The 22640-nt window shown below is 65.1% G+C and carries 20 protein-coding genes and 2 tRNA genes; 10 read left to right on the plus strand and 12 right to left on the minus strand.

Going from position 1 to position 22640, the window contains the following annotated elements:
* Nucleotides 1–2: 2 nt before the first annotated feature.
* A complete protein-coding gene (locus EJ068_RS02635) occupies nucleotides 3–1298 on the minus strand; it encodes a DUF445 domain-containing protein (protein WP_127252961.1) in 1296 nt (431 codons plus the stop codon).
* A 314-nt stretch (nucleotides 1299–1612) separates the two neighbouring features.
* On the opposite strand from EJ068_RS02635, the gene rirA reads away from it, so the two are divergent.
* Nucleotides 1613–2074 carry an iron-responsive transcriptional regulator RirA gene (rirA, locus tag EJ068_RS02640; protein ID WP_040982432.1) on the plus strand — a complete coding sequence of 154 codons (462 nt, stop codon included), beginning with the start codon at nucleotides 1613–1615 and terminating at the stop codon, nucleotides 2072–2074.
* On the opposite strand, the gene EJ068_RS02645 is transcribed toward rirA, so the two are convergent.
* Genes EJ068_RS02645 through hemP form a run of 5 tightly spaced genes read right to left on the minus strand, consistent with a single transcriptional unit; the run spans nucleotide 2071 to nucleotide 6193 of the window.
* On the minus strand, nucleotides 2071–2859 hold the full coding sequence (locus tag EJ068_RS02645) for a heme ABC transporter ATP-binding protein (protein ID WP_127251554.1): 789 nt from the start codon (nucleotides 2857–2859) through the stop codon (nucleotides 2071–2073). The genes rirA and EJ068_RS02645 overlap by 4 nt on opposite strands.
* 7 nt (nucleotides 2860–2866) lie before the next feature.
* Nucleotides 2867–3964: an iron ABC transporter permease gene (locus EJ068_RS02650; RefSeq protein ID WP_127251553.1), complete on the minus strand. Its 1098-nt coding sequence runs from the start codon at nucleotides 3962–3964 to the stop codon at nucleotides 2867–2869.
* Between the two features lie 6 nt (nucleotides 3965–3970).
* Nucleotides 3971–4864: a hemin ABC transporter substrate-binding protein gene (locus EJ068_RS02655; RefSeq protein WP_127251552.1), complete on the minus strand. Its 894-nt coding sequence runs from the start codon at nucleotides 4862–4864 to the stop codon at nucleotides 3971–3973.
* 11 nt (nucleotides 4865–4875) lie between these two features.
* Entirely contained in the window at nucleotides 4876–5937 is a 1062-nt protein-coding gene (locus EJ068_RS02660; RefSeq protein WP_127251551.1) for a hemin-degrading factor, read from the minus strand.
* Between the two features lie 49 nt (nucleotides 5938–5986).
* Nucleotides 5987–6193, minus strand: a complete 207-nt coding sequence (gene hemP / locus EJ068_RS02665; protein ID WP_042644917.1) for a hemin uptake protein HemP — start codon at nucleotides 6191–6193, stop codon at nucleotides 5987–5989.
* Nucleotides 6194–6394: 201 nt separating this feature from the next.
* Between hemP and EJ068_RS02670 the strand changes: the two genes are divergently transcribed.
* Genes EJ068_RS02670 through EJ068_RS02685 form a run of 4 tightly spaced genes read left to right on the plus strand, consistent with a single transcriptional unit; the run spans nucleotide 6395 to nucleotide 10551 of the window.
* Nucleotides 6395–8611 carry a TonB-dependent hemoglobin/transferrin/lactoferrin family receptor gene (locus EJ068_RS02670; protein ID WP_127251550.1) on the plus strand — a complete coding sequence of 739 codons (2217 nt, stop codon included), beginning with the start codon at nucleotides 6395–6397 and terminating at the stop codon, nucleotides 8609–8611.
* Between the two features lie 19 nt (nucleotides 8612–8630).
* Entirely contained in the window at nucleotides 8631–9071 is a 441-nt protein-coding gene (locus tag EJ068_RS02675) for a hypothetical protein (RefSeq protein ID WP_245463325.1), read from the plus strand.
* Nucleotides 9072–9077: 6 nt separating this feature from the next.
* Nucleotides 9078–10181: an energy transducer TonB gene (locus EJ068_RS02680; RefSeq protein WP_245463326.1), complete on the plus strand. Its 1104-nt coding sequence runs from the start codon at nucleotides 9078–9080 to the stop codon at nucleotides 10179–10181.
* Nucleotides 10182–10236: 55 nt separating this feature from the next.
* Nucleotides 10237–10551, plus strand: a complete 315-nt coding sequence (locus EJ068_RS02685; RefSeq protein WP_042644923.1) for an antibiotic biosynthesis monooxygenase — start codon at nucleotides 10237–10239, stop codon at nucleotides 10549–10551.
* Nucleotides 10552–10740: 189 nt separating this feature from the next.
* On the opposite strand, the gene putA is transcribed toward EJ068_RS02685, so the two are convergent.
* Entirely contained in the window at nucleotides 10741–14349 is a 3609-nt protein-coding gene (gene putA / locus EJ068_RS02690; RefSeq protein ID WP_127251548.1) for a bifunctional proline dehydrogenase/L-glutamate gamma-semialdehyde dehydrogenase PutA, read from the minus strand.
* 164 nt (nucleotides 14350–14513) lie between these two features.
* On the opposite strand from putA, the gene EJ068_RS02695 reads away from it, so the two are divergent.
* Nucleotides 14514–14966, plus strand: coding sequence for an Lrp/AsnC ligand binding domain-containing protein (locus tag EJ068_RS02695; protein ID WP_126088729.1), 453 nt, complete (start codon nucleotides 14514–14516; stop codon nucleotides 14964–14966).
* On the opposite strand, the gene EJ068_RS02700 is transcribed toward EJ068_RS02695, so the two are convergent.
* Both EJ068_RS02700 and EJ068_RS02705 read right to left on the minus strand, forming a co-directional pair.
* Nucleotides 14963–16171: a cytochrome c peroxidase gene (locus EJ068_RS02700; RefSeq protein ID WP_127251547.1), complete on the minus strand. Its 1209-nt coding sequence runs from the start codon at nucleotides 16169–16171 to the stop codon at nucleotides 14963–14965. The genes EJ068_RS02695 and EJ068_RS02700 overlap by 4 nt on opposite strands.
* Nucleotides 16172–16178: 7 nt before the next feature.
* Nucleotides 16179–16622, minus strand: coding sequence for a FixH family protein (locus EJ068_RS02705; RefSeq protein WP_127251546.1), 444 nt, complete (start codon nucleotides 16620–16622; stop codon nucleotides 16179–16181).
* A gap of 158 nt (nucleotides 16623–16780) precedes the next feature.
* Here EJ068_RS02705 and EJ068_RS02710 point away from each other — a divergent pair, with 158 nt between their 5' ends.
* Nucleotides 16781–17701: a sugar kinase gene (locus tag EJ068_RS02710; RefSeq protein ID WP_127386315.1), complete on the plus strand. Its 921-nt coding sequence runs from the start codon at nucleotides 16781–16783 to the stop codon at nucleotides 17699–17701.
* Between the two features lie 45 nt (nucleotides 17702–17746).
* On the opposite strand, the gene EJ068_RS02715 is transcribed toward EJ068_RS02710, so the two are convergent.
* The 3 genes from EJ068_RS02715 to EJ068_RS02725 form a co-directional block, all read right to left on the minus strand.
* Nucleotides 17747–18772 (minus strand): aldose epimerase family protein, encoded by a 1026-nt coding sequence (locus tag EJ068_RS02715; protein ID WP_127251545.1) that lies wholly within the window; start codon nucleotides 18770–18772, stop codon nucleotides 17747–17749.
* A 194-nt stretch (nucleotides 18773–18966) separates the two neighbouring features.
* Entirely contained in the window at nucleotides 18967–20424 is a 1458-nt protein-coding gene (locus tag EJ068_RS02720; RefSeq protein ID WP_127251544.1) for an NAD-dependent succinate-semialdehyde dehydrogenase, read from the minus strand.
* Nucleotides 20425–20601: 177 nt separating this feature from the next.
* Nucleotides 20602–21552: an AEC family transporter gene (locus tag EJ068_RS02725; RefSeq protein ID WP_127251543.1), complete on the minus strand. Its 951-nt coding sequence runs from the start codon at nucleotides 21550–21552 to the stop codon at nucleotides 20602–20604.
* Between the two features lie 164 nt (nucleotides 21553–21716).
* Here EJ068_RS02725 and EJ068_RS02730 point away from each other — a divergent pair, with 164 nt between their 5' ends.
* The 3 genes from EJ068_RS02730 to EJ068_RS02740 all read left to right on the plus strand — a co-directional run bounded on the left by EJ068_RS02730 (nucleotide 21717) and on the right by EJ068_RS02740 (nucleotide 22621).
* Nucleotides 21717–22265, plus strand: a complete 549-nt coding sequence (locus tag EJ068_RS02730) for a histidine phosphatase family protein (RefSeq protein WP_127251542.1) — start codon at nucleotides 21717–21719, stop codon at nucleotides 22263–22265.
* Nucleotides 22266–22477: 212 nt separating this feature from the next.
* Nucleotides 22478–22552: transfer RNA gene (locus tag EJ068_RS02735), tRNA-OTHER, on the plus strand.
* A gap of 1 nt (nucleotide 22553) precedes the next feature.
* Nucleotides 22554–22621, plus strand: a tRNA-Thr gene (locus EJ068_RS02740).
* Nucleotides 22622–22640: the final 19 nt, after the last annotated feature.

Here is a 22640-nt window from a genome sequence, read left to right on the forward strand (position 1 = left end):
CGTCAATCGACCAGAAACAGCCGCTCCGCCGTATAGAGCGCCAGGCCGGCAAGCCCGCCGATGATCATGCCATTGAAGCGGATATATTGCAGGTCCTTGCCGATATTCGTCTCGATCAGCCGCGTCAGCTGCGCCAGGTCCCAGCGCTTGACCTGGTCGGCGATGAATGTCGACACGCCGCTCTTCTGGCTTTCCACGAATGAAGACAGCGCCACGACGAAGCCCTGGTTCATGTCGGCTCTGATCTTGGCGTCGTCGGCCAGATGCCGGCCGACTTCGACGAACATGTTCGAGAGGTGCTCGCGGATCGTCGACTTCTCCGCATTGGCATCCTGCTCGATGAACAGGCGCAGGCTCGCCCACGCATCGCCGGCCAGCGCCCTCACCTCCGGGCGGCCGAGAAAATCGCGCTTCAGCTTCTCGGCGCGCCTTGCATATTGCTTCGAGGTCCTGAGCCGCTCGATGAATGCGAGCGCGAAACGGTCGAATTCGGCGCGCATCGGATGATCGGGATCGGCCCTGACCTCATCCAGCAGCGAGCCCGCCGAAGCGACGATCTTCTTCAAAAGATAGGCATCGGCGCGAAACAGGTTGAACAGCGACGGTAATTCCTCGCGGATCTTCTCGCGCATCGTCGCCAGCGCCCGCTCGTCGTTGAGGAAGCGTCCGACCACCCGCGTGAACTCATCGAACAGCTTTTGATGGCGGCGGTCGTCGGTCAGCGCCGACAGAAGGTCGGCGGCCAAAGGCGCCAGCGGCACCTTTTCGATCTGCTCCAGCATGCGGCTGGTGACGAAGTCGCGCAGCCCGGATTGCTTCACCGCGGTCAATGTCTGCGGCACCAGCCGCGCGACGAATCGCGACAGGCCGGCGGCCCGCTCGGCATCCCCTAGCCAGTCGGCGACCAGGGCGGCGAAGTCGACCTCGGCGAGCTTTTCGCGCACCGGCTCCGGCGCCAGGAAATTGGCCTCGATGAAGCGGCCGAGATTGTCGGCGATGCGGTGCTGGTTCTCCGGGATGATGGCGGTGTGCGGGATCGGCAGCCCGAGCGGCCGCCTGAACAGCGCCACCACGGCATACCAGTCGGCGATGCCGCCGATCGTCGCCGCCTCGGCGAAGGCCGCGACGAAGCCGAGCCACGGATAGGCAGCCTGGAAGGACTTCGCCAGCGCGAAGACAAGGATGCACAGCGCGAGCGCGGTCGCGGCGATGAATTTGGTCCGCCGCAGCGCCGAGAGCTTTGCCTGCGCGTCTGCGTCGAATCGAACCGGCGCGAGAGCCGGAGCTGATTGAGACATGAAAAGGCCGTTTCCTGTTTGCACCCGCCTCTATCTAGTGCATGTCGCCCAAAAGTGCGCAGCGGTTTTGGGAAAACGACATGCATAAAAACAAAGACTTAAAGCGCGTCGCCTGAATCCGCTTCAGCGCGACGCGCTTTATGCCTGCGCCCGCGAAACGCTCGCCCGAAGCACAGGAGGGCAAATCGGGCCGCCATCCGCCCGGCCCGCACAAAAAGTTGACACGATTATTCAGCTATGTGCCAGTCCAGTCTGGAATTGTTCCAAACTATGGGCCATATTCGGCCTTAAGCTAATATTTTCGCGAGGATACCATGCGGCTCACGCGCCAGACCAATTATGCGATGCGCATCCTGATGTATTGCGCCGCAAATACCGACAGGCTGAGCCGCATCCCCGAGATCGCCGCCGCCTATTCGGTGTCGGAACTCTTCCTGTTCAAGATCCTGCAGCCGCTGGTCGAGGCCGGCCTCGTCGAAACCGTGCGCGGCAGGAATGGCGGTGTCAGGCTCGGCCGCCCGGCCGAGCAGATCAGCCTGTTCGATGTCGTGCGCGTAACCGAAGAGAGCTTCGCCATGGCCGAGTGCTTCGAGAACGACGCCGCCGAATGCCCGCTGGTCGACAGCTGCGCCCTGAATTCGGCGCTGCGCGAGGCGCTCAACGCCTTCTTCGCCGTGCTTTCCCGCTACACGATCGCCGACCTGATCGCCGCGCGCCCGAATGTGCGCCACCTGCTGGGCATCGACCTGCTGGAGCAGCGCGCGCCTGCAGCCTAGGCGGCGGACTGCGGCAACACGAACGGCACGCTTCCTTCGGGCAGCGCGCCGACCTGCAGCCTGCAGTCGAACACCTGTTCGATCAGTTCATCGTTCAGCACATCCACCGGTGCACCGGCTGCCGCCAGCTGGCCACGAGAGAGCACGAAAATCCGGTCGGCATACATCGCCGTCAGATTGAGGTCGTGCAGGATCGCCACCACGCCGCCGCCGCGCCGGGCGAAATCGCGCGCGATGTTCATGATGATGAGCTGGTGCTTGACGTCGAGGCTGGAGACAGGCTCGTCGAGGAAGAGATAGCGCGGCCGCCCTTCCAGCACCGGCGCCCAGACCTGGCAGAGCACGCGGGCAAGCTGCACGCGCTGCTGCTCGCCGCCGGAAAGCTCCTGGTAGAAGCGGCCGGCAAAGCCGTCGAGATCGACCCGCGCCAGCGCCCGCTCGGGCAAACGCGCATCCTCGCCAGGCAGCACGCCGGAGCGTCCGCCGATCAAGCCGAGACGCACGATCTCGCGCACGGTGAACGGGAAGGACAGCGCCGTGGCCTGCGGCAGCACGGCGCGCAGCGTGGCGGCCTCGACCGGCTTCATGGCCGACAGATCGCGGCCGTTGAGGGTGACGGTGCCGGTATAGGCGAGCTCGCCGGTCAGCGCCTTGAGCAAGGTCGTCTTGCCGGACCCGTTCGGCCCCACGATCGCCGAGACCTCTCCGGGCCGCGCCACGAAATCGACATGCGAGACGATGCGCTTGCCGCCGATCGTCACCGAAATGTCGCGCGCTTCGATCATGGCAAGCTCACAGATCAATGACGCCGCGCTTGCGCAGCAGGATCCACAGGAAGAACGGCGCGCCGGCCACTGCGGTGACGATCCCGATCGGCAGCTCGGCCGGCGCGACGATGGTGCGGGCGACCGCGTCGGCAATAAGCAGCAGCGATGCGCCGAGCAGCGCCGAGGCCGGCAGCAAATAGCGGTTGTCCGGTCCGATCGCCAACCGCAGGACATGCGGCACGACGATGCCGATGAACCCGATGCCGCCGCTGACCGCGACCGAAGCGCCGACCGCCGCCGACACCCCGACTATCGCGATGTATTTCAACCGCTGCACCGGGATGCCGAGATGGCCTGCGGTCGCCTCGCCCAACGCCAGCGCGTTGAGGCCGCGCGACAGGAATGGCATTGCGGCCAGCGCCAGGATGATCACCGGCCCGACGGTGCCGATCTTCGGCCAAGTCGCGCCGGCCAGCGAGCCGAGCTGCCAGAAGGTCAGGTCGCGCAGCTGCCGGTCGTCGGCCATGAAGATGAGGACGCCTGTCAGCGCCATGGCAAGGGCGCTGATGGCGATGCCGGCAAGCAGCATCGTGGCGACCGAGGTCCGTCCCCGGCGCGTGGCGATGGCATAAAGCAGCAACGTCACCGCGAGCCCGCCGAAGAACGCCGCGAGCGGCAGCGCAAGCGTGCCGAATGCGAGCGTGAAGGGCGCAAGCCATGTGGTGCCGAGCACGATGATCGCCACAGCGCCGAGGCTGGAGCCGGCGGAAACGCCGATCAAACCGGGATCGGCAAGCGGATTGCGGAACAGGCCCTGCATCACCGCGCCGCAGACGGCGAGCGCGGCGCCGATCAGCACGCCGAGCAGCACGCGCGGCATGCGGATGTCATAGACGATCAGCTGGTCGCGCGCGGCAAGCGCCGCATCCGCCGGCGCGGCCCCGGTGAACCAGTCGCGAATGACGCGAACGGCGGACGCATCCGAAGCGCCCGACGTCAGTGACAGGAACACCGAAAGGGTCAGCGCCAGGCACAGGAGCGCGATGGCGACCCTTGCCCGCGCCGAGCGATCGCCCTCGGCCGCCATCACCCTGCCCACAGCTGCTATGGACTGTTCGGCCATCGCCGCTCAGTCCGTGACCTGGTTGCCATAAAGCGCCACAGCAAGATCGTGGATCGCTTCCGCTGTCCGCGGGCCGAAGCCGAGCAAATAGCCGCCCCACATGCTGATCATCTTGCGGTTCGTGCCTGCCGGGGTCGATGCGACAGCAGGATTGGCGAACAGCTCGTCTTCCGAGATCGGCGGCCCGCCGCCTTTCATCGTCAGGATGACATCCGGCTTGGCGCTGACGATCGCCTCGTCCGTCATCCCCTTGTAGCCGGAAAAGCCCTCGACCGCGTTGACCGCACCGGCAAGCTTGATGATGCCGTCGGCCGCGGTGTCGCTGCCGGCGGCAAGGATCTTGCCGCCTTGGGTCGACAGCACGAACAGCACGCGCTTGCGGTCCTTGATCGAGGCCGTCTGCCTTTCGGCGGCCGTCAGCTTCGCGTCCGTCTCAGCGGCGAGCTTCTCGGCCATGGCCTCAACCCCCAGCGCCTTGCCGACGATGCGGATCTTTTCGAGGATGCCCTCATGGTTGAAGTGATCCGGCACCTCGATGAAAGGCACGCTCGATTTCTTCAGCACGTCGACCGCTTCTTTCGGGCCGCTGCCCTGCAGCGCCAGGATTCCGGTCGGATTGACCGACAGGACACCCTCGGGCGACAGCGCGCGCATGTAACCGACATCCGGCAGCGTCGCCGCCGCCTCGGGATAGGTGCTGGTCGAATCGCGGGCCACGAGACGGCCCTCCTCGCCGAGCGCGTAGAGGATCTCGGTGATCGAGCCGCCTATGGAGGCGATCCGCGAGGCGTCCGAAAAGACGGTCGTGCCTTCTTCCGCCTTGGCAGGCTGCATAGCGAGGGCAAGCAGGACACCGAGCATCGGCGTAAGCGCCGCGCGGAAACTGAGAACAAAGCGCATTGGGTCCTACCTTATGCAGCGGTGGGGCTGGGAATGCGCGGTAGGTTCTCGGCCAGGAAACGCCAGTCTTCCCGCTCGCCTTCGCCTTCATGGCGCTTGCCGAAGAACTGGATGATCATGCTGCCATTGGCATCGTAGGCCTCCAGCGAGGTGACATGGCCGTCCTTGGTCGGCTTGCGCACCGCCCAGACTTCGTGGATGTGGTCGGTCCTCAGATGCAGATGGAAGGTCTCGTCGAGCACATTGATCCATGGTCCCATCGGCTTGACCGACTTGATCGGGCCGGAATGGATCTGGATGCAGCCGCGGTTGCCCACGAAGCACATGATCGGCATCCCGCCTGCAGCGGCGTGATGGAACATGGCGCTTACCGCATCATTGTCGAGCAGCCAGGCATAGTCCTGCCCCACCATACGCACCGCCTCGCGACGGCTGAGCTTCAGCGTCTTCAGCATGCCGAAGAACTGATGCACATCGGTCAACCGGCTCCAGCGGTCGCGTAGGTCGCCGATCGAGGCGACCGAACCCTGCGCCTCGCCCTCCCCTTCCGCGGCGCTTGGGAGGATCGCGACGGTCGGCTCCTGGTTCGACGATTCGAGGCTCGCCACCAGCTTCTGGTAGGCATAGAGGCTGGATGCGGGCTTCAGATGCACCTTGTGCACCGCCTCGCCCGCAGCGTCAAAGAACTGCAGGCTGCGGCGGATTTCGTCACCCTCGCGCTTCTCGACGGCAAAGCCATGCGCCCAGACCTTCGGGAAGATGCGTAGGTCGATGTTTTCGCCAAGCACCATGGCGTTGTGGTTGCCGGTCACGACCTTGTCGTACACGCCGATCTTCTCGTGCACGGCGCTTTCGTTGCGGGTCAGCGCCATCACCTCGCCGACCGCCTCGAGGCCGGTCAGAAGGTCGTTGACGCGCGGCTCGACTCGCACCGCGCCGATGCCGCAATGCGCCGCGACCAGTTCCGCTTCCGAAATGCCCAATTGCGCCGAGAGATCGCGCTCCCGCATTTTCGGATTTTCTTCTCGCGCCCGCCGGATTTCCTCCGGCGACGGCTTAACGCGCTGGTCCATGTCGTCCACCTGTATTGCCTGATGTTCGTCTATCGCCCGCCGATGGCGGTCACTTGTTGAGGATCAGCTTGCCCTGGCGGGTGATCTTCAGGCGGTAGAGCGCGCCATGATGCTCGATGCCGATCTCATGCTCGCCCTGGAACAGCGTGTTGCTGGAGAGCGTCCTCACCGCCAGCGGCACCCGTTCGTAACGCATCTGCGTCTCTTCCGGGCGGCGGACGCGATAGCGGAAATCGTTGGGATTGTGCGTGTTCATCGGGTCGGTCCCTTTCCTCTGACGGCCACCGTGGCCGCAGCCTCATAAAATGCCGATTCAATTCTTGACTCGAATAATCATGTTTACTAGTCAGTGCATTACCGGACTAAATGAGTCAACATTTAAGACGCCGGACGTGATCAAAAATGAGAGCGAGCCATTGGCCAGCCAGCTACGAGCCTGAAAATCTGGAGTTGGGGCATGGGGTTGGTGACTTGGGGACGAACGGGCCTGGCGGGCGAGAACGCGGGTCCGAGCTTCCGATCGATGGCGAGCGGCATTGCCATCTTAATGGCCGGAGCGGCGGCGATCGCGCTCAGCGTATCGGCGGCAAAAGCGCAACAGGCCACGCAGCCAGCGACCAGCCAGCAGGCCGATCAGAAAAAGAAGGCTGACGAGAAGGCCGCCGCCGAAGGAACCTTGCTCGACAAGATCCTCGTTATCAGCCGCACCGGCGAAACGGCGATCCAGTCGCTGGCCTCCGCCAGCCATGTCGACCAGGAGCAGCTCGACCGCCGCATGGCGACCACGCCCAACGAAATGCTGCTCGGCGTGCCCGGCGTCGCCGTGCAGGCCGACGCGCGCCGCGTCTCTTCCAGCATCAACATCCGCGGCCTGCAGGATTTCGGCCGCGTCGCGGTCATCGTTGATGGCGCCAGGCAGGATTTCCAGCGCTCGGACCACGGCACGCAGTCGACCTTCTATGTCGATCCTGAGCTCATCAAGTCGGTCGACGTGATCCGCGGTCCGGTCGCCAACACCTACGGCTCCGGCGCCATCGGCGGCGTCGTCTTCTTCGACACCAAGGACGCCGCCGATTTCCTCAAGCCGGAAGAGACCTGGGCCGGCTCGCTGACCGGACGCTACGAGAGCAACGGCAAGGGCTGGACCCCCAGCGCCACCGGCGCCTACCGGATCAACGACAACTGGGATGTTCTCGGCAACATCGTCTACCGCGACTATGGCGACTATAAGAACGGCGGCGGCGACACCGTTGCCGGCACCGGTTTCGATGTGCTGAGCGGCCTGCTCAAGACCACCATACGCCCGACCGAAAACAGCGAATTGAAGCTTGGCTGGGTCGGCTCCAAGGATGGCTGGACCGAGACCAGCGGCGGCGTGCCCGCCAACGACGTCGACCTCAAGTCGAACACCTTTACCGCCCGCTACAACATAACCGACGATGCCAAGAGCTGGCTCGACCTCCACATCAACGCTTCCTACAACAAGACAGTTCTCGACCTGACGACACTCACCGCGCAGAACCGCTTCGATCCGACCACCGGCCTGCCCGTGATGCTGCCGCCCGGCTCGCTGTCGACCTTCGATGTCGGCACGACCGGCATCGACATCTGGAACACCTCGCGCTTCGAGACGGCGAGCGTCGCGCATGAGCTGACCTATGGCGGCGACTGGGTTGGCGACGATGTCGATACCGGCGGCAGCGCCGGCGGCGACAGTTTTTATACACCGTCGGGCAAGCGCAACGTCTCCGGCGCCTACATCCAGGACAAGCTGACCTGGGAATGGCTCGAGGTCACTGGCGGCCTGCGCTACGACAACTACAGCCTGAAGGACGATACGAACGAGACCTCCGGCGACAGGGTTTCGCCGCGCATCACCGTCGGCGTCTCGCCCTTCGAAAGCGCCGGCCTGGCAGGCCTGCAGTTCTACGGCACCTATGCGGAAGGTTACCGCTCACCCTCACTGACCGAGACGTTGATCAGCGGCAACCATCCGGCCGGCGTCAGCTTCCCGTTCCTGCCCAACCCGAACCTGAAGCCCGAGACCGGCAAGACCGTCGAGTTCGGCGTCAACTACAAGCAGAACGACATCATCGAGGGCGGCGACGCGCTGCGGCTCAAGGCCGCCTATTTCAACAACAATGTCGACGACTACATCGACGGCGTGACGCTCTCGCCCTTCGACCCGACCAGCGGCTGCCCGTTCGGCCCGGGCATTCCGATCTGCTTCCAGTACCAGAACTTCGCCAAGGCCAAGATCAACGGCTTCGAGCTGGAAAGCGTCTACGACGCCGGCTGGGGCTATGCCGGCCTGTCGGCCTCGGTCATCAACGGCCACACCATCTCCTATGAGGGCGAGCGCGCTGATCTTGCCACCATCCCCTCCTCGCAGGTGACGGCGCAGCTCGGCTTGCGCTTCCTCGAGGACAAGCTGACCGTCGGCGGCGAAGTGCAGTATAACGGCAAGCCCAAGGGCAATCCGGTGGCTAAGGACTTCACACTGGTCAATGCCTTCGCCAGCTACCAGGCGACGGACAATCTCAAGCTCGACTTCCGCGCCGACAATCTGTTCGACGTCAAATACACCAACCCGCTCAACGGAAGCACGACCGCCGTCCTTTACGAACCCGGCGTCACGCTGAAGCTCGCGGCAACCATGCGCTTTGGAGGCTGAGCGAGACATGAAACGCTTGATGACATCCTTTCGTCTGCTGACCTCGACGTTCGCGATGTCGCTTGCGATGGTGCCGGCGTGGGCCCAGTCCGCGCCGGCCGCTGCCTCAGCTCCGGCTCTCAGCCTCGAGCTCAATGCCGCGCAGCCTTCGGAAAAAGGCTGCCGGCTGACCTTCGTTGTCAACAACGCGCTCGGCGCCGACCTGTCCAAGGCGGCTTTCGAGATCGCGCTGTTCAATGAGGCGGGCGTCGTCGACCGCCTCACCGTGCTCGATTTCAAGGACCTGCCGGCCGGCAAGACCAAGGTCACCCGCTTCGACCTTGCCGGCGCCGACTGCGGTAAGCTCAGCCGCGTGCTGATCAACAGCGCGACCGAATGCGCCGGCAGTGGCGTCGACCCCGCGGCCTGCATGCGCGCGTTGAAGACCTCGACCAGGACCGCCATCGCTTTCGGGGTCTGACAGGCTGTGGGCTTCGAACCGGCACGCAACGCCTTTGTACAAGCGCCGGCCGGCATAGGCCTGGCGCTGCTTGCGGTAACCGATCTTGATTTGACCGATCTTGATTTGACAAGGACGCGTCGCTTGCCGCAGGTCTCCTCGCGAGCCATGCAGGACATCGACCCCCTCCCCGACGCCGACAGCGAACCGGCGATCCCGCCGGCCGAGTCGCTCGCGCAGCGACGTCAGTCGGCGCAAGACCGCAAATGGCCGGTGGCGATTGTCGCCTCCGGCTTGCTCCATGTCGCCGCCGCGGCGGCGTTTTTCATCGCGCCCGCCGGAACATTCGACCCCCTGGACGCGATCCAGGCCGAGGGCAGCAGCCAGGCAGGCGCCGACGCCCAGGGCAGCGCCCTCAATGACGCGATGTCCGGCGCGGTGGATGTAACCTTGGTGGCGGACCCGCAGCCGGTTAAGCGCCAAGCAGTCCAGGCCACTCCGCCGGCTGAAGCGCCGCAACCGGCCAGCCAACCTGTAACGCCTCAGCCTCCGGCAGAAGCCGCCCAGGAGCCTGCTTCCACGCCCGATATCCTGACGGCCGCCACAGCGCGCCAAGACGATCAGAGCGTGCCCATGGCCGCCGAACAGGCGCCTGCGATCGAGCCGCAAAGCGCCGACGCGTCGCCTGCCGAACCCGAACACCCACCAGCCCCGGCCGCAACGTCGAGCGCACCGGCAGGATCAGGCCAACCCGTTGAGACGCGCGGCACGGAAACAGCGGATGGCGACGCACGCAATGCGCCGACCATCGCCAGCAAGGGTAAGATGAAGGCCGCAGCCGGCAATGCCCTGGAATCCCGCTACAGCGGCGAAATTCAAAAGAGGCTCGCCCGCGCCAACCGCCGCGTTTCGAAATCGGTCCAGGCAAAGGCCCGCAACAACGCCAGGGTGGTTTTCGTGGTCGCGGCCGACGGCAGCATAAGCGACCTGCAGCTCGCCGAAAGTTCCGGCTCCGCCGAGCTCGATCAATTCGCTTTGGCTCTGGTGCGCAAGCAGGCACCGTTCCCTCCCATTCCACCCGAGACGGGAAGATCAAGTTGGGTGTTCAAAGCGCGGATCGGTCCCTTTTGAGACCCGGTTGAAGCCATCCTGAACGCCACAATTCATGCAATTCGAAAGGAAACCAATGTACATCGCCATGAACCGCTTCAAGGTCCAGAACGGCTCTGAGGAAGCCTTCGAGGACGTCTGGAAAAACCGCGATTCCAGCCTCTCCGAAATGAAGGGTTTCAGGGAATTCCACCTGCTGCGCGGGCCGGTCAACGAGACCGAAGGCTACACGCTGTTTGCCTCGCACACGGTCTGGGCAAGCCAGGAGGATTTCGTCGCCTGGACGAAGTCGGAAAACTTCCGCGCCGCCCACCGCAACGCCGGCGGCTCGAAGGTTCATTACCTCGGCCACCCGCAATTCGAGGGCTTTTCGGTCGTCGAAGGCGCTTAGTCTATCTCTGCTGACCGGTAAGGGCGTGTTGAGATTCAGGTCAGGCCGAGTCGGAGTCGAAGACGGGCGCGAGGCGACCAAACAAGGTGGCTTCCGAGAACCGGAGCGGAGCGTACTTAAAGTACGTGAGCAGCGGAAGCACAGGACGCCATCGTTTGCAGGCCGGCCTCACCTGAATATCGATACGCCCTAGGCGGCGGCAAGCAGGCTGGCGTTCCCACCTGCCGCTGTCGTGTCGACGCAGACCGCGCGCTCATGCGCGTAGGCGGCCGGGTTGAGCACCTCGCTGACCAGCGGCACGATCGGCCCGGCGCGGTGGGCGATCACCTTGCGCACGATGCGCGCCGCTTCCGGCGTGCCGGAGAAGGCGACGACATCGACGCGCAGTGAGCGCGCCTCGACCGGGTCCGGCCGGCCGTCGATGGCTGCCAGCGGCAGGCCCTTGCCGGTCAGTGCCGAGAGTGCTGCCGGCGCGCCCGGCGCCACGGCAAGCACCGCGTTGCCGGCGGCGAGCGCCTGGATCGTCTGGGCAAGCAGCGTCTCGGTGTCCGGGCCGAGGCAAAGCACCCGGCCGCGCGGCGCCAGCGACAGCGTGTTGGCTTCGCCGGTCGGTCCAGGCAGGTCGACCTGGCCGAAATCGAGGCTGGCGGCCGCGGCGATCGCCGCCACGCCCTTGCCGCGCAGATGCTTCCTCAGGATCGCGACGCGGTCCGGCCGCGTCGACCAGCCGCCCAGCGTCGGATCGGGCAGATTGTCGGCAAGCTCGGTCGCGGTCACCTTGTGACCATCGGCAACCTCGGTTCCGGCCTCAGGCCCCTTGCGGAAGCGGCGCAGGTAATGCGGTCCGCCGGCCTTCGGGCCGGTGCCCGAAAGCCCCTCGCCGCCGAAGGGCTGCGAGCCGACCACGGCGCCGATCTGGTTGCGGTTGACATAGATGTTGCCGGCATGGATGCCGTCGACGAAATGCTGGACCCGGCCCTCGATGCGCGTATGCAGGCCGAAGGTGAGGCCATAGCCCTTGCGGTTGATGGCGGCGATGACCTGGTCGATCTCGTCGGCGTCGAAAGTCGCGACGTGCAGCACCGGGCCGAACACCTCGCGCTCCATCTCCTCGATGCCCTTGACGCGGAAGACATGCGGGGCGACGAAGCGGCCGGTGGCCGGAGCTTCGATCCTGGCGATCAGCCGGCCTTCCAGCCCCTTCTTCTTGCAATAGTCGCTGATCGAAGCCTGCGCCTCGTCGTCGATGACCGGGCCGACATCGGTCGAGATGGCCCAGGGATTGCCGACGTTGAGCGCTTCCATCGCGCCCTTCAGCATCTCCAGCATCTTTTTCTCGACGTCCTTCTGGACGTAGAGCACGCGCAGCGCCGAGCAGCGCTGGCCGGCGCTCTGGAAGGCCGACGCGAGGATGTCGCGCACCGCCTGCTCCGGCAGCGCGGTGGAATCGACGATCATCGCATTCAAGCCGCCGGTCTCGGCGATCAGCATGGCATCGGGCGCCGCGGTCTCGGCCAGTTGCTTCTCGATCAGCTTGGCGACCTCGGTCGAGCCGGTGAAGCAGACGCCGGCGATGCGCGGATCGGCGGTCAGCGGCGCGCCGACCGTGGGGCCGTCGCCCGGCAGAAGCTGGATGACATCCTCCGGCACGCCGGCCTCGCGCAGCATCTCGACGGCGCGGAAGGCGATGAGCGGCGTCTGCTCCGCCGACTTGGCGATGACCGAATTGCCGGTGACCAAAGCCGCCGCGATCTGGCCGGTGAAGATCGCCAGCGGGAAATTCCACGGCGAGATGCAGACGATCGCGCCGCGCGCTTCGGTGCCTGCCTCGGCATTCGCCGCCTCGGCCGCGTAATAGCGCAGGAAGTCGACCGCCTCGCGCACTTCCGCCACGCCATCGGCCAGCGACTTGCCGGCCTCGCGGGTGGCGAGAGCGAAGAACTCGGCCGCATTGGCCTCGTAGAGGTCGGCAGCGCGGTTGAGGATCGCGGCGCGCTCGGCAACGGGGCGCTTCGCCCAGCCGGGCTGCGCGTCGACGGCAATGCGCACGGCGGTCGCCACCTGCTTGGCCGCAGCTTCATGCACGGTGCCGACGATCTCGTCGGGCCTGGCCGGATTGACGATCTGGCGCTGCTTGCCGTAGCCGGCGGCGCGCGTGACCGGCTTGGCATGCCAGCGGTCCGCTCCGGCAAATTCCGCCCTCGCCTTGTCGATAGCCGCAAGCGTCACCGGATCGGTGATGTCGAAGCCTTTGGAGTTGCGGCGCCCGGCGCCGAAGATCGCTGAGGGACGCGCGATCGCCGGATTGGCGGCGGGGCCGTGCATCTCGACAACCGTGAGCGGGTCGCGCGCAATCTCCTCCGGCTCGACTTCCTCGTCGGTCAACTGGTGGACGAAGGAGGAATTGGCGCCGTTTTCCAGCAAACGCCGCACCAGATAGGCAAGCAGGTCCGAATGCGCGCCGACCGGCGCATAGATGCGGCAGCGCGTGCCTTCGGCTTGGCGCACGGTTTCGTGCAGCGCCTCGCCCATGCCGTGCAGGCGCTGGAACTCGAAGCTCTCGCGGTCCTTCGCCATCGATAGGATCGCAGCGACCGTGTGCGCGTTATGGGTGGCGAACTGCGGATAGATGCGGTCGGTCATCGACAAAAGCTTCTTCGCGCAGGCCAGATACGAAACGTCGGTGTTGGCCTTGCGGGTGAAGACCGGATAGCCGGTAAGACCCAGCGTCTGCGCCCGCTTGATCTCGGTGTCCCAATAGGCGCCCTTGACTAGCCGCACCATGATCCGGCGGTCGTATTTCTTCGCCAGCGCATAGAGCCAGTCGATGGCGAAAGCCGCGCGCGGGCCATAGGCCTGGACGACGACGCCGAAGCCGTCCCAGCCGGCAAGTTCCGGTTCGGCCAGCACGCGTTCGATGACGTCGAGCGACAGGTCGAGGCGGTCCGCCTCCTCGGCGTCGATGTTGAGACCCATGCGCGAGTGCCGCGCGGCAAGCGCCAGCGACAGAAGCCGTTCGGCCATCACCGGCAGCATCGTCTCGCGCTGCGCCACCTCGTAGCGCGGGTGCAGCGCGGACAGCTTGACCGAAATGCCGTGATTGTAGCGGATGTCAGGGCCGTTCGACCCGGCATCGAGCGACGAGATCGCATCCGCATAGGCGCGGTGGTAGCGCAGCGCGTCGGCCTCGGTGCGGGCCGCCTCGCCCAGCATGTCGAAGGAATAGAGATAGCCCTTCTGCGTCATCGGCCGGCCGCGCTTGACGGCCTCGGCGATGGTGCGGCCGAGCACGAACTGCTCGCCCATCTCGCGCATCGCCGCAGCGACCGCCTTGCGGATCACCGGCTCGCCCAGCCGGCGCACCATGGCGCGCAGCGTGCCTTCGATGCCGCCCTCGCCTTCGTCGAGCACGCGGCCGGTGAGCATCAGCGCCCAGGTCGAGGCGTTGACGAAGATCGAGCTCGAGCCGCCCGAATGCGCCGACCAGTCATGCGGTGCGATCTTGTCCGCGATCAGATCGTCCATCGTCTCGGTGTCGGGCACGCGCAGCAGCGCCTCGGCCAGGCACATCAGCGCCACCCCTTCCTTGGTCGACAGACCGTAGGCCGAGAGAAAAACCTCCATCAGCCTGGGGTCCGTCGAGCCGCGCACCGCGCGCACCAGATCGGCCGCGCGCGCCGAGATCGCCTTGCGCTCCTCGGCCGACAACCCCGCTGTCGCCGACAGGCGCTTCACCGCCTCGTCTTCGTCGGGCAAATAATTGGCGCGGATCTGCTGGCGGATGGCGTCGAGCGGCATATCGGGTCCATGAAAGCGAGCATGAGCGAACGTTCCGGCGGTCGCCGGACCGAATGGCGCAAGCTAGCACAGCTGCGGATTCCGGTCGGCCCAAAGAAATCGACACGGCAGTCCATTCGATCTATCGTACAATGGATATTTTCGTCGTTTCGACTGTGATTCCAGTGACCGAAGACCAATTGGACCGCATCGACCGTAACATCCTGTCGGCGCTCGGGCGCGACGGCAGGCTTTCGATGTCCGAACTGGCTTTGAAGGTCGGCCTGTCGAAGACGCCGGTGCAGGCGCGCGTGAAACGATTGGAGAAGGACGGCTACATCAGAGGCTACCGCGCCATCATCGATCGTGAACGCATGGGCGAAGGCCATGTCGCCTTCGTCCAGGTAAAGCTGTCGGACACGCGCTCGGCGGCGCTCGACGCTTTCAACCGCGCTGTCCAGGGCGTGCCCGAGATCGAGCAGTGCCACATGATGGCCTCGAGCTTCGACTATCTGCTGAAGGTCCGCACCACCGACATCGCCGCCTATCGCCGCGTGCTCGGCGAGCGCATTTCGGCCCTGCCCCATGTCGCCCAGACCTCGACCTTCGTGGCGATGGAGACGGTCAAGGATCGCTAATCAGAAAGCGTCTTGAGGAACGCCACCAGCGCCGCGCGCTCGCGATCGGACAGATCGAGCGGATGCACTTCCGATACGCCTTCAACGCTGGGCGGCGCCTTCGAATAATGCGCCACCACTTCATCGAGTGTCGAGAACTGGCCGGCATGCATGTAGGGCGCGCGATCCGCCGCCCCCCTGAGCGACGGCGTCTTGTAGGCGTGCGTGATTTGCGGACCGTCCTTGACCATGAAGCGCAGCTCGCGGCAGGCGCTCTCGTCGCCGTCGCGGAATTTGCCGAGGCAGTTGAACGGGTCGGCCTCGACCTGTGCTACGGCATCGACGCGCCCGCGGTCCGGCGGCAGGCCGTCGACCGGCGGCACGCCGGTGTTGTGGAACGCATTGTCGGTGAGGCGCGGACCATTGTGGCAGGTCACGCAATTGGCCTTGCCGATGAACAGTTTCAGCCCGAGGATTTCTTCCGGCGAGAAAGCCGCGTCCCCTTCCGGCTTGGCGCCGGTCGCCAGATCGATGGCGAAACGGTCGAAGCGCGTCTCCTCGGGCTCGATCGATCGCTCGAAGGCGGCGATCGCCTTGCCGATATTGGCATAGACGCGGTTGACGTCGTCCTGCTGAGAGGCGGGCATCGCGTTCCACACCGCCTTCTCGGCGTCGCTGCCGAGCGGACTGGCATTGGCCGGCACGGTGGAAAGGTCCGGCAGCGGCCCAAAAATGCGCTCGTAGCGCTCGCCGAACCGCTTCTTGATGTAATGCGCGAAGGCTGCCCGGTTGCCGGCCTGCTCCAGCGGGTTTTCAAGCGGCGTCAGCGCCTGGGCCCACAGGCTGTCGCGCCTGCCGTCCCAGAAGTACCAAGGATTGCGCGCCACGCCCGCCAGCGGCATGGTGCGGCGGTTGGTATGGCCGACGCCGACCGCCTGCGGCAGGTCGTCCTGGAACTGGCGGTCGATCTTGTGGCAGGTCGAGCATGACACCGTGCCGTCACGGCTCATGCCGGCATCGAAGAACAGCGTCGAGCCGAGCGCGGCAGCCGCCGGCACATCCGCATACTGGTTGGTGGTATCCGCCTTGAGCGAAGGCAGCGTGTTCAGCGCCAAAGACGCGATGGTCTTCTTTTCAGCGTCGCTGAATTGCGGCTCGCCGCAGCCACCCAGCAAGGCGAGAGCGGCCAAAGCCAGCAGGCATGCAACGCTCGTCAGACGCCTCATCGCCCGCTCACAACACGACGTTGAAGACGACGGAATCGGAACCCGCCGCCGCCGAGATACCGAAGTGCAGCTGCCACCAGCCGCTCATCGTGAATTTCACGCCGTCGATGCGGTAGCGCCCCTCGCCAAGATAATCGGTCGCCTGCGGACTGGTCGGCAGGCCGTGATTGTGCTGCGGCATCCCGCCGGAAACGGTGATGGCCGCCCCCTCCACCGGCGCGCCGGCGGCGGTCTTCAGCGTCAGCAGCCAGGATTGCAGCTCGCCCTGCCGGATGTCGCCGCGCTCCGGCTCGAAGCTCGCGACGAACAGCCCGTTCGCCGTCTTCTTGGAGCGCGACAGGTCCGGACCGGACGCCGAATGCGGCAGCGTCTGATAGACGACGGCCACGATGCCGACCAGCAACGCGGCCAGGCCGAGCCCCGCAAGGATGTAACGCCATATCGATGCCAAGCCCGTTCCTCTTCGGCTGCTAACGTCGCGGGCCGCTCGCCGCGTCCCGCCCTGCCTGTGGGAAATCGTTTCTGGCGCAAAATTCGCCGGCAGCCAAGCATGGCGCTGCCGGCCGCAAAAAGCTACAGCAACAAGACTTTAAGAAGGATAGAACCCACATGGCCGCCAAGGGTATTGCGTCGATCGGCGAATGCATGATCGAATTGTCGGGACAGACCGGCGACAGCTGGCGCATGGGCTTTGCCGGCGACACCTTCAACACGCTGTGGGCATTGCACGCGCTGAGCCCGGAGCACCCCGCGACTTATGTCTCGGCCTTCGGCGACGATCCCTTCTCGCGCGACCAGATCGCCTTCTTCGGCCAGAACGGCATCGGCATAGGCAACAGTCCGGTCATTGCCGGCGCGCGCCCCGGCCTTTACGCCATCACGCTCACCGGAGCCGAGCGCGCCTTTACCTACTGGCGAAGCGACGCGGCAGCGCGTCAGCTCGCCTCCGATCCGGTGGCGCTCGCGAAAAGCCTTGAAAACCAGGCGCTTGTCTATTTTTCTGGAATCACCCTGGCAATTCTGGACGAGGCCGCGCGGACAACTTTGCTGACCGCCATAGTTGCGGCCGGGGCCGCCGGCTCGCTCGTCGCCTTCGACCCGAATTACCGGCCGCGTCTGTGGCCGAGCCGCGAGGCAGCCCAGGCCGCGATCCTGGAAGCGCTTGCCGTGGCCGACATCGCGCTGCCGACCTTTCCGGACGAGCAGATGCTGTTCGGGGATCCGACACCGCAGGCGACGGCGGAACGCCTCGGCAAGCTGACTGGCGAGGTCGTGGTCAAGAATGGCGAGCAGCCGGCCTTGATCGCGCTGAACGGCGCTTCGCAAACCGTGGATGCGGTGCATGTGGCCGCCCCAGTCGACACCACGGGCGCCGGCGATTCTTTCAACGGCGGCTATCTCGCCGCGCGGCTTGCCGGCCACGCGCCTGCCGACGCGGTGCGCCGCGCGCATAAAGTGGCGGCCGCGGTCGTGCAGGTTCGCGGCGCGCTTGCTCCATTCGCGACGTTGAGGGCAGCATTCGACAGTTAAGCGCCGTCGAAGCTTTAGCGCACATTACTTCAATACCGAAAAACCTTAAGGCAAACGGAAGCGGTATTCCGTCACCTGATGATAGATCTGCCCTGGCCACAGCGTCGCCTGCGGGAAATAGGGCCGGTTCGGCGCGTCCGGCCAGGTCTGCGCTTCGAGGCAGAGGCCTGAAAACGCCTTGTAGTGGCGGCCGTCGAGCCCCGGCGATGCCGGCGCGACGAACTGGCCGCTATAGAGCTGCAGTCCAGGCTCGGTGGTCCAGACTTCCATCTCGACGCCGGAATTGGCGCCTTGCACCCAGGCAGCCTGGTGCAGCGGCCCGCGGCTGGAGGCGAGGCAGTAATTCAGGTCGTATTGAAGCTGCTCGCCCTCCATTTCCATGCGCAGCGCCCGCGCCTGCCGGAAATCGAAAGGCGTGCCGTCGACCGGCTTCACGACACCGGTCGGGATCATCTCGTCATCGACGGGCGTGTAGGCGCTGGCGTTGAGCATCAGCCGATGGTCGAGGATGTCGCCGACGCCGCCATCGTCGAGGTTGAAATAGGAGTGCTGCGCCAGATTGCAGAGCGTCGGCTCCTCGCAAGTCGCGGTCAGTTCCATGCTGAGCGTGCCGGGGATCTTCAGCCGGTAGGTGCAGGTGACGTCGAGCGCGCCGGGAAAACCCATCGCGCCGTCCGGATCGTGCAGTGTCAGCGTCACGAAATCGCGGCCGTGCAGCGAAACGGTCCATGGCCGGTGGAAATAGCCTTCCGAGCCGCCATGCAGCGTGTGCTTGCCGAGAAAATTCTGCTCGGTCTGGTAGCGCTGGCCGGCAATGGTGAAACGGCCGCCGCCAATGCGGTTGGCGAAGCGGCCGACGACCGCCCCGAAAAAGGCGCGGTCGGTCTCGTAGGGTTCGAAGCGGTCGTAGCCCAGCACCAGCGGCGCGTCGTGGCCGTTCAGTCGAAGATCCTGGACGATCGCGCCCAGTCCGATGATGTTGGCGGTCAAGCCGCCGCCCCGGATCGTGAACCGGCGTACGGCCTCGCCCGCCTGCGTCGTGCCGAAGACCTCGCCGTCCTTCATCGCCATGCCCGAAAATGTAAGTTGTCGATCAATGGATTTAGGCCGGCTATGGATGATCCGGCAAGGGCAGGCTCAGGCAATTCCAGATGTCTGACTGTTTTTCGACCGGGATTTCGCTGAACCAAACAGATAGAGCCGCCCATCGTTTCAGTGAAACGACGGACGGCTCTTCAAAACCTATCCAGTACGGCCGGTCGATATCAGAGCCCCAGGCCACCGAAGCAGGCATATTTGGTGTCGAGATAGTCCTCGATGCCCTGATGCCCGCCTTCGCGGCCGAGACCCGATTCCTTGACGCCGCCGAACGGCGCCTCGGGCGTGGTGATCAGGCCTTCATTGACACCGACCATGCCATATTTCAGACCTTCCATGACCCGGAAGGCTCGGCCGAGATTGCCGGTGTAGAAATAAGCGGCGAGGCCGAACTCGGTGTCGTTGGCCAAGGCCACCGCCTCTTCCTCGGTCTCGAACTTGAACACGGGCGCGATCGGCCCAAAAATCTCTTCCTTCATGAATCGCATGTTCGGCGTGGCGCCGGAGATCACCGTCGGCTGGAAGAACGAGCCGCCAAGCGCATGGCGCTTGCCGCCGGCGACGACCTGGCCGCCCTTGGACGTGGCATCAGCGATGAATTCCTCGACTTTCTCGACCGCCTTCTCGTCGATCAGCGGTCCCTGCTGCACGCCTTCCTCCAGGCCCGAGCCGACCTTGAGGTTGTTGCTGGCGGCGGCGAGCTTCTCGACGAACTGGTCATAGATGCCTGCCTGGACGAGGAAGCGGTTGGTGCACACGCAGGTCTGGCCGGAATTGCGGTATTTCGCGGTGATGGCGCCGGCCACCGCGCGGTCGACATCAGCGTCGTCGAAGACCAGGAACGGCGCGTTGCCGCCGAGCTCCATCGACACCTTCTTGACCGTCGAGGCGGACTTCTGGATCAGCAGCTTGCCGATCTCGGTCGAGCCGGTGAAGGTGATCTTCTTGACCAGCGGATTGGTGCAGAGTTCGTCGCCGATCTCGCCGGCTGAGCCGGTCACGACGTTGACGACGCCCTTCGGGAAACCGACTTCCTCGACCAGCGCGCCCCAGGCGAGGCCGGAATAAGGCGTCTGCGAGGCGGGCTTCACCACAGCGGTGCAGCCGGCGGCCAAGGCCGGACCGATCTTGCGGGCGAGCATCGAGGACGGAAAATTCCATGGCGTGATGGCGGCGATGACGCCGACCGGCTCCTTGGTCACAAGGATGCGGCGGTCGCCCCATGGCGACGGCACGATGTCGCCATAGACGCGGCGGCCTTCCTCGGCGAACCACAGGATGTAGGCCGCGGACGAGCCGATCTCGCCCTTGGATTCGGCGAGCGACTTGCCCTGCTCGATGGTCAGCAGCTCGGCCAGCACGTCCTGATTGTCCATCATCGCGTCATGCAGCTTGCGTAACAGCTTCGAGCGCTCGAGCGCGGTGGTCTTGCGCCAGCTCTTGAACGCTTCCTCGGCCGCCTCGATGGCGCGGCGGGTTTCAGCCTTGCCGGCCTTTGGCACGGTGCCGATCTTCAGGCCCGTCGCCGGATTGTTGACCTCGATGGTCTGGCCGCTGTCGGCCTGCACCCATTCACCATTGATGAGATTGGCCTGGCGCATGAAATGGCTGGTTTTCTGAAGCATGGTCTGGCCTCCGTTCGGCGCGCTGATCGGCCGTTTTTCTGGATATCCGTTGAAGCGTGCTTCAAGAGCCGCACGCCGGCGCATTGCTCTTACCTAGGGAAAGGCAGGCAAGCAATCACAAGATGGCATATAGGGGTTGGGCCAGCAAAGGCGAGCCGCGCATACGCTTGCTGACGCTTATCCGAAGATGTGCACGACCACCGTCAGCCAGAACGACGTGGTTAGCACCGCGCTTGCCGTGGCAAGCGTCATCTGGTTCGAGGCCAGCGCCTGGCCGGTGTTGAACTGGACGGCGATCAGGTAGGAATTGATGCCCGACGGCAGCGCCGCAACGACGACCGCGACCTTGGAGGTCAGCGGCGGCAGGCCGAGTAGCCACACGAAGGCCAGCACCAGCGCCGGCATCAGGAACAGCTTCAGCACCGATAGCGCCAGCGCCGGCCTGACATTGCCGGAGATGCCGAAGCGGCGCAGGCTAAGCCCCATGGCGAACAGCGCCACAGGGCCTGCCGTGTCGGCAAGCGTGTCGACCAGCCGCTCGACGAGGTCTGGCAACGGAGCGCCGGTAAGGCGCCAGGCGAGCCCCGCCAGGATGCCGATGATCAGTGGATTGATGAACAGGCGCCTGAGGAAGCTTTTGACAACGCGCAGCGGGTGGACCGTCTCGCCGCTGCCGCGCCCGAACATCTCGAACAGCACGATCGAGGCCATCATCATGATCGGCAGGTGGACCGAGACCAGCAGCGACAGCACCTCGAAGCCGCTGGCGCCGAATATGCCCAGGATGAAAGGGGCGCCGAGCAGCACGACATTGGAATAGGCCGAGGACACGCCGCCGACGATCCCCGCGCGTGCGTCCCGACCAAACAGCCGCGTCGTGACCAGATGGCCCGCGGCCCAGGTGATGGCGACGGCAGCGAAATAGGCGCCCCACAGCGACCATGGCGCCACACCGTGGAAATCCGACTTGACCATGGTTTGGAACAGAAGCAGCGGCATCGCCACATTGACGGCGAATTCGGAAATGCCCTCCCCGCTCGCCGGCTTCAGATAGCTGGTCAGCCCGGCCAGATAGCCAAGCGCCACGAGGCTGAAGACGAAGAGGACGGTTTCGGTGAGCGGAGTCATTTTGCGGGCGGAGACATTTTTCCCGTGATAGGCGAGCCCCGGCCGCTGTGCAATCGGCGCAGCACGCCGATCTCCGGCGCGCCTCTGCTTGTGTTCCGGACGGCTTTGCGGTCCCTATATGCCAATCACGGCCTTGGCCCGCCCGGGCCGCCATAGGACTTCCGATGCTGCGACTTGTTCTGGCGCTTTTTCTCCTGGTTGTTCCGAGCCTTGCCCACGCGACCGATGCCGGCTGGGCGCTGCTGCGCGACGGAGGCCATGTCGTGCTGCTTCGACATGCCTTCGTCACCGGGGCGACCGACCCGGCGAATTTCGACATCGGCAACTGCGCCACGCAGCTCAATTTGTCGGAGCGCGGCAAGCAGCAGGCAAGCCGCATCGGAGCGCTGTTCGCGGCGCGCGCGGCCCCCATCGACCATGTCCTCTCCAGCCGCTACTGCCGCTGCCTCGATACTGCCCGCATCGCTTTCGAATCCGAGCCGCAGCCCTTCGCGCCGCTCGACCTGCTGAAGACCGATCCGGCTGAGAAAGCCGCCCAGATGGCGGCAATCATGAAGGAGATCCGCGGCTATTCGGGATCGGACAATCTGGTGCTGGTCACGCATCTCGAAGATATCGAGGCGCTCACCGGCGTGGCGCCGCGCGAGGGCGAGGCCGTGGTGGTGGCGCCGGACGGAGACGGCCTCAAGGTGCTGGGGCGCGTGACTTTCTAAGGCATCGCTCCGGCCAGTGTTGCCGAAATGCAACTCCCGGAAGAAGCCGCAAATTTGCCGCGACAATCCCGCTTGCGACAACCCGTCGCAGGGTCTATAGGCGCGCTCCCGGTCACGAAAACCGAAGCGAGCGCAACGGCTGGAGCTTTCGCCTCCGCCCGTGTAGGCGGCTTTGCCGCTCTGTATACGGCGCCGTTTCGGGTGTTGGGATCGCCGATGTAGCTCAGAGGTTAGAGCGCCGGATTTGGGTCCGGAGGTCGAGGGTTCGAGTCCCTTCATCAGCACCACGGATAGCTCAGTTTGGTTAGAGCATCAGATGTGTAATCTGACTGTCGAAGGTTCGATTCCTTCTCCAACGGCCTGATAAGCCGACAC

It is taken from the genome of Mesorhizobium sp. M2A.F.Ca.ET.043.02.1.1 (genome assembly GCF_003952405.1).
In the GTDB taxonomy this organism is placed as follows: Bacteria; Pseudomonadota; Alphaproteobacteria; order Rhizobiales; family Rhizobiaceae; genus Mesorhizobium.

What these genes read in the sequence shown, in the direction of transcription:
- EJ068_RS02635 (WP_127252961.1), bottom strand. Translation starts at nt 1,298, where the DNA reads ATGTCTCAATCAGCTCCGGCTCTCGCGCCGGTTCGATTCGACGCAGAC.
- rirA (WP_040982432.1), top strand. Translation starts at nt 1,613, where the DNA reads ATGCGGCTCACGCGCCAGACCAATTATGCGATGCGCATCCTGATGTAT.
- EJ068_RS02645 (WP_127251554.1), bottom strand. Translation starts at nt 2,859, where the DNA reads ATGATCGAAGCGCGCGACATTTCGGTGACGATCGGCGGCAAGCGCATC.
- EJ068_RS02650 (WP_127251553.1), bottom strand. Translation starts at nt 3,964, where the DNA reads ATGGCCGAACAGTCCATAGCAGCTGTGGGCAGGGTGATGGCGGCCGAG.
- EJ068_RS02655 (WP_127251552.1), bottom strand. Translation starts at nt 4,864, where the DNA reads ATGCGCTTTGTTCTCAGTTTCCGCGCGGCGCTTACGCCGATGCTCGGT.
- EJ068_RS02660 (WP_127251551.1), bottom strand. Translation starts at nt 5,937, where the DNA reads ATGGACCAGCGCGTTAAGCCGTCGCCGGAGGAAATCCGGCGGGCGCGA.
- hemP (WP_042644917.1), bottom strand. Translation starts at nt 6,193, where the DNA reads ATGAACACGCACAATCCCAACGATTTCCGCTATCGCGTCCGCCGCCCG.
- EJ068_RS02670 (WP_127251550.1), top strand. Translation starts at nt 6,395, where the DNA reads ATGGGGTTGGTGACTTGGGGACGAACGGGCCTGGCGGGCGAGAACGCG.
- EJ068_RS02675 (WP_245463325.1), top strand. Translation starts at nt 8,631, where the DNA reads ATGACATCCTTTCGTCTGCTGACCTCGACGTTCGCGATGTCGCTTGCG.
- EJ068_RS02685 (WP_042644923.1), top strand. Translation starts at nt 10,237, where the DNA reads ATGTACATCGCCATGAACCGCTTCAAGGTCCAGAACGGCTCTGAGGAA.
- putA (WP_127251548.1), bottom strand. Translation starts at nt 14,349, where the DNA reads ATGCCGCTCGACGCCATCCGCCAGCAGATCCGCGCCAATTATTTGCCC.
- EJ068_RS02700 (WP_127251547.1), bottom strand. Translation starts at nt 16,171, where the DNA reads ATGAGGCGTCTGACGAGCGTTGCATGCCTGCTGGCTTTGGCCGCTCTC.
- EJ068_RS02710 (WP_127386315.1), top strand. Translation starts at nt 16,781, where the DNA reads ATGGCCGCCAAGGGTATTGCGTCGATCGGCGAATGCATGATCGAATTG.
- EJ068_RS02715 (WP_127251545.1), bottom strand. Translation starts at nt 18,772, where the DNA reads ATGGCGATGAAGGACGGCGAGGTCTTCGGCACGACGCAGGCGGGCGAG.
- EJ068_RS02720 (WP_127251544.1), bottom strand. Translation starts at nt 20,424, where the DNA reads ATGCTTCAGAAAACCAGCCATTTCATGCGCCAGGCCAATCTCATCAAT.
- EJ068_RS02725 (WP_127251543.1), bottom strand. Translation starts at nt 21,552, where the DNA reads ATGACTCCGCTCACCGAAACCGTCCTCTTCGTCTTCAGCCTCGTGGCG.
- EJ068_RS02730 (WP_127251542.1), top strand. Translation starts at nt 21,717, where the DNA reads ATGCTGCGACTTGTTCTGGCGCTTTTTCTCCTGGTTGTTCCGAGCCTT.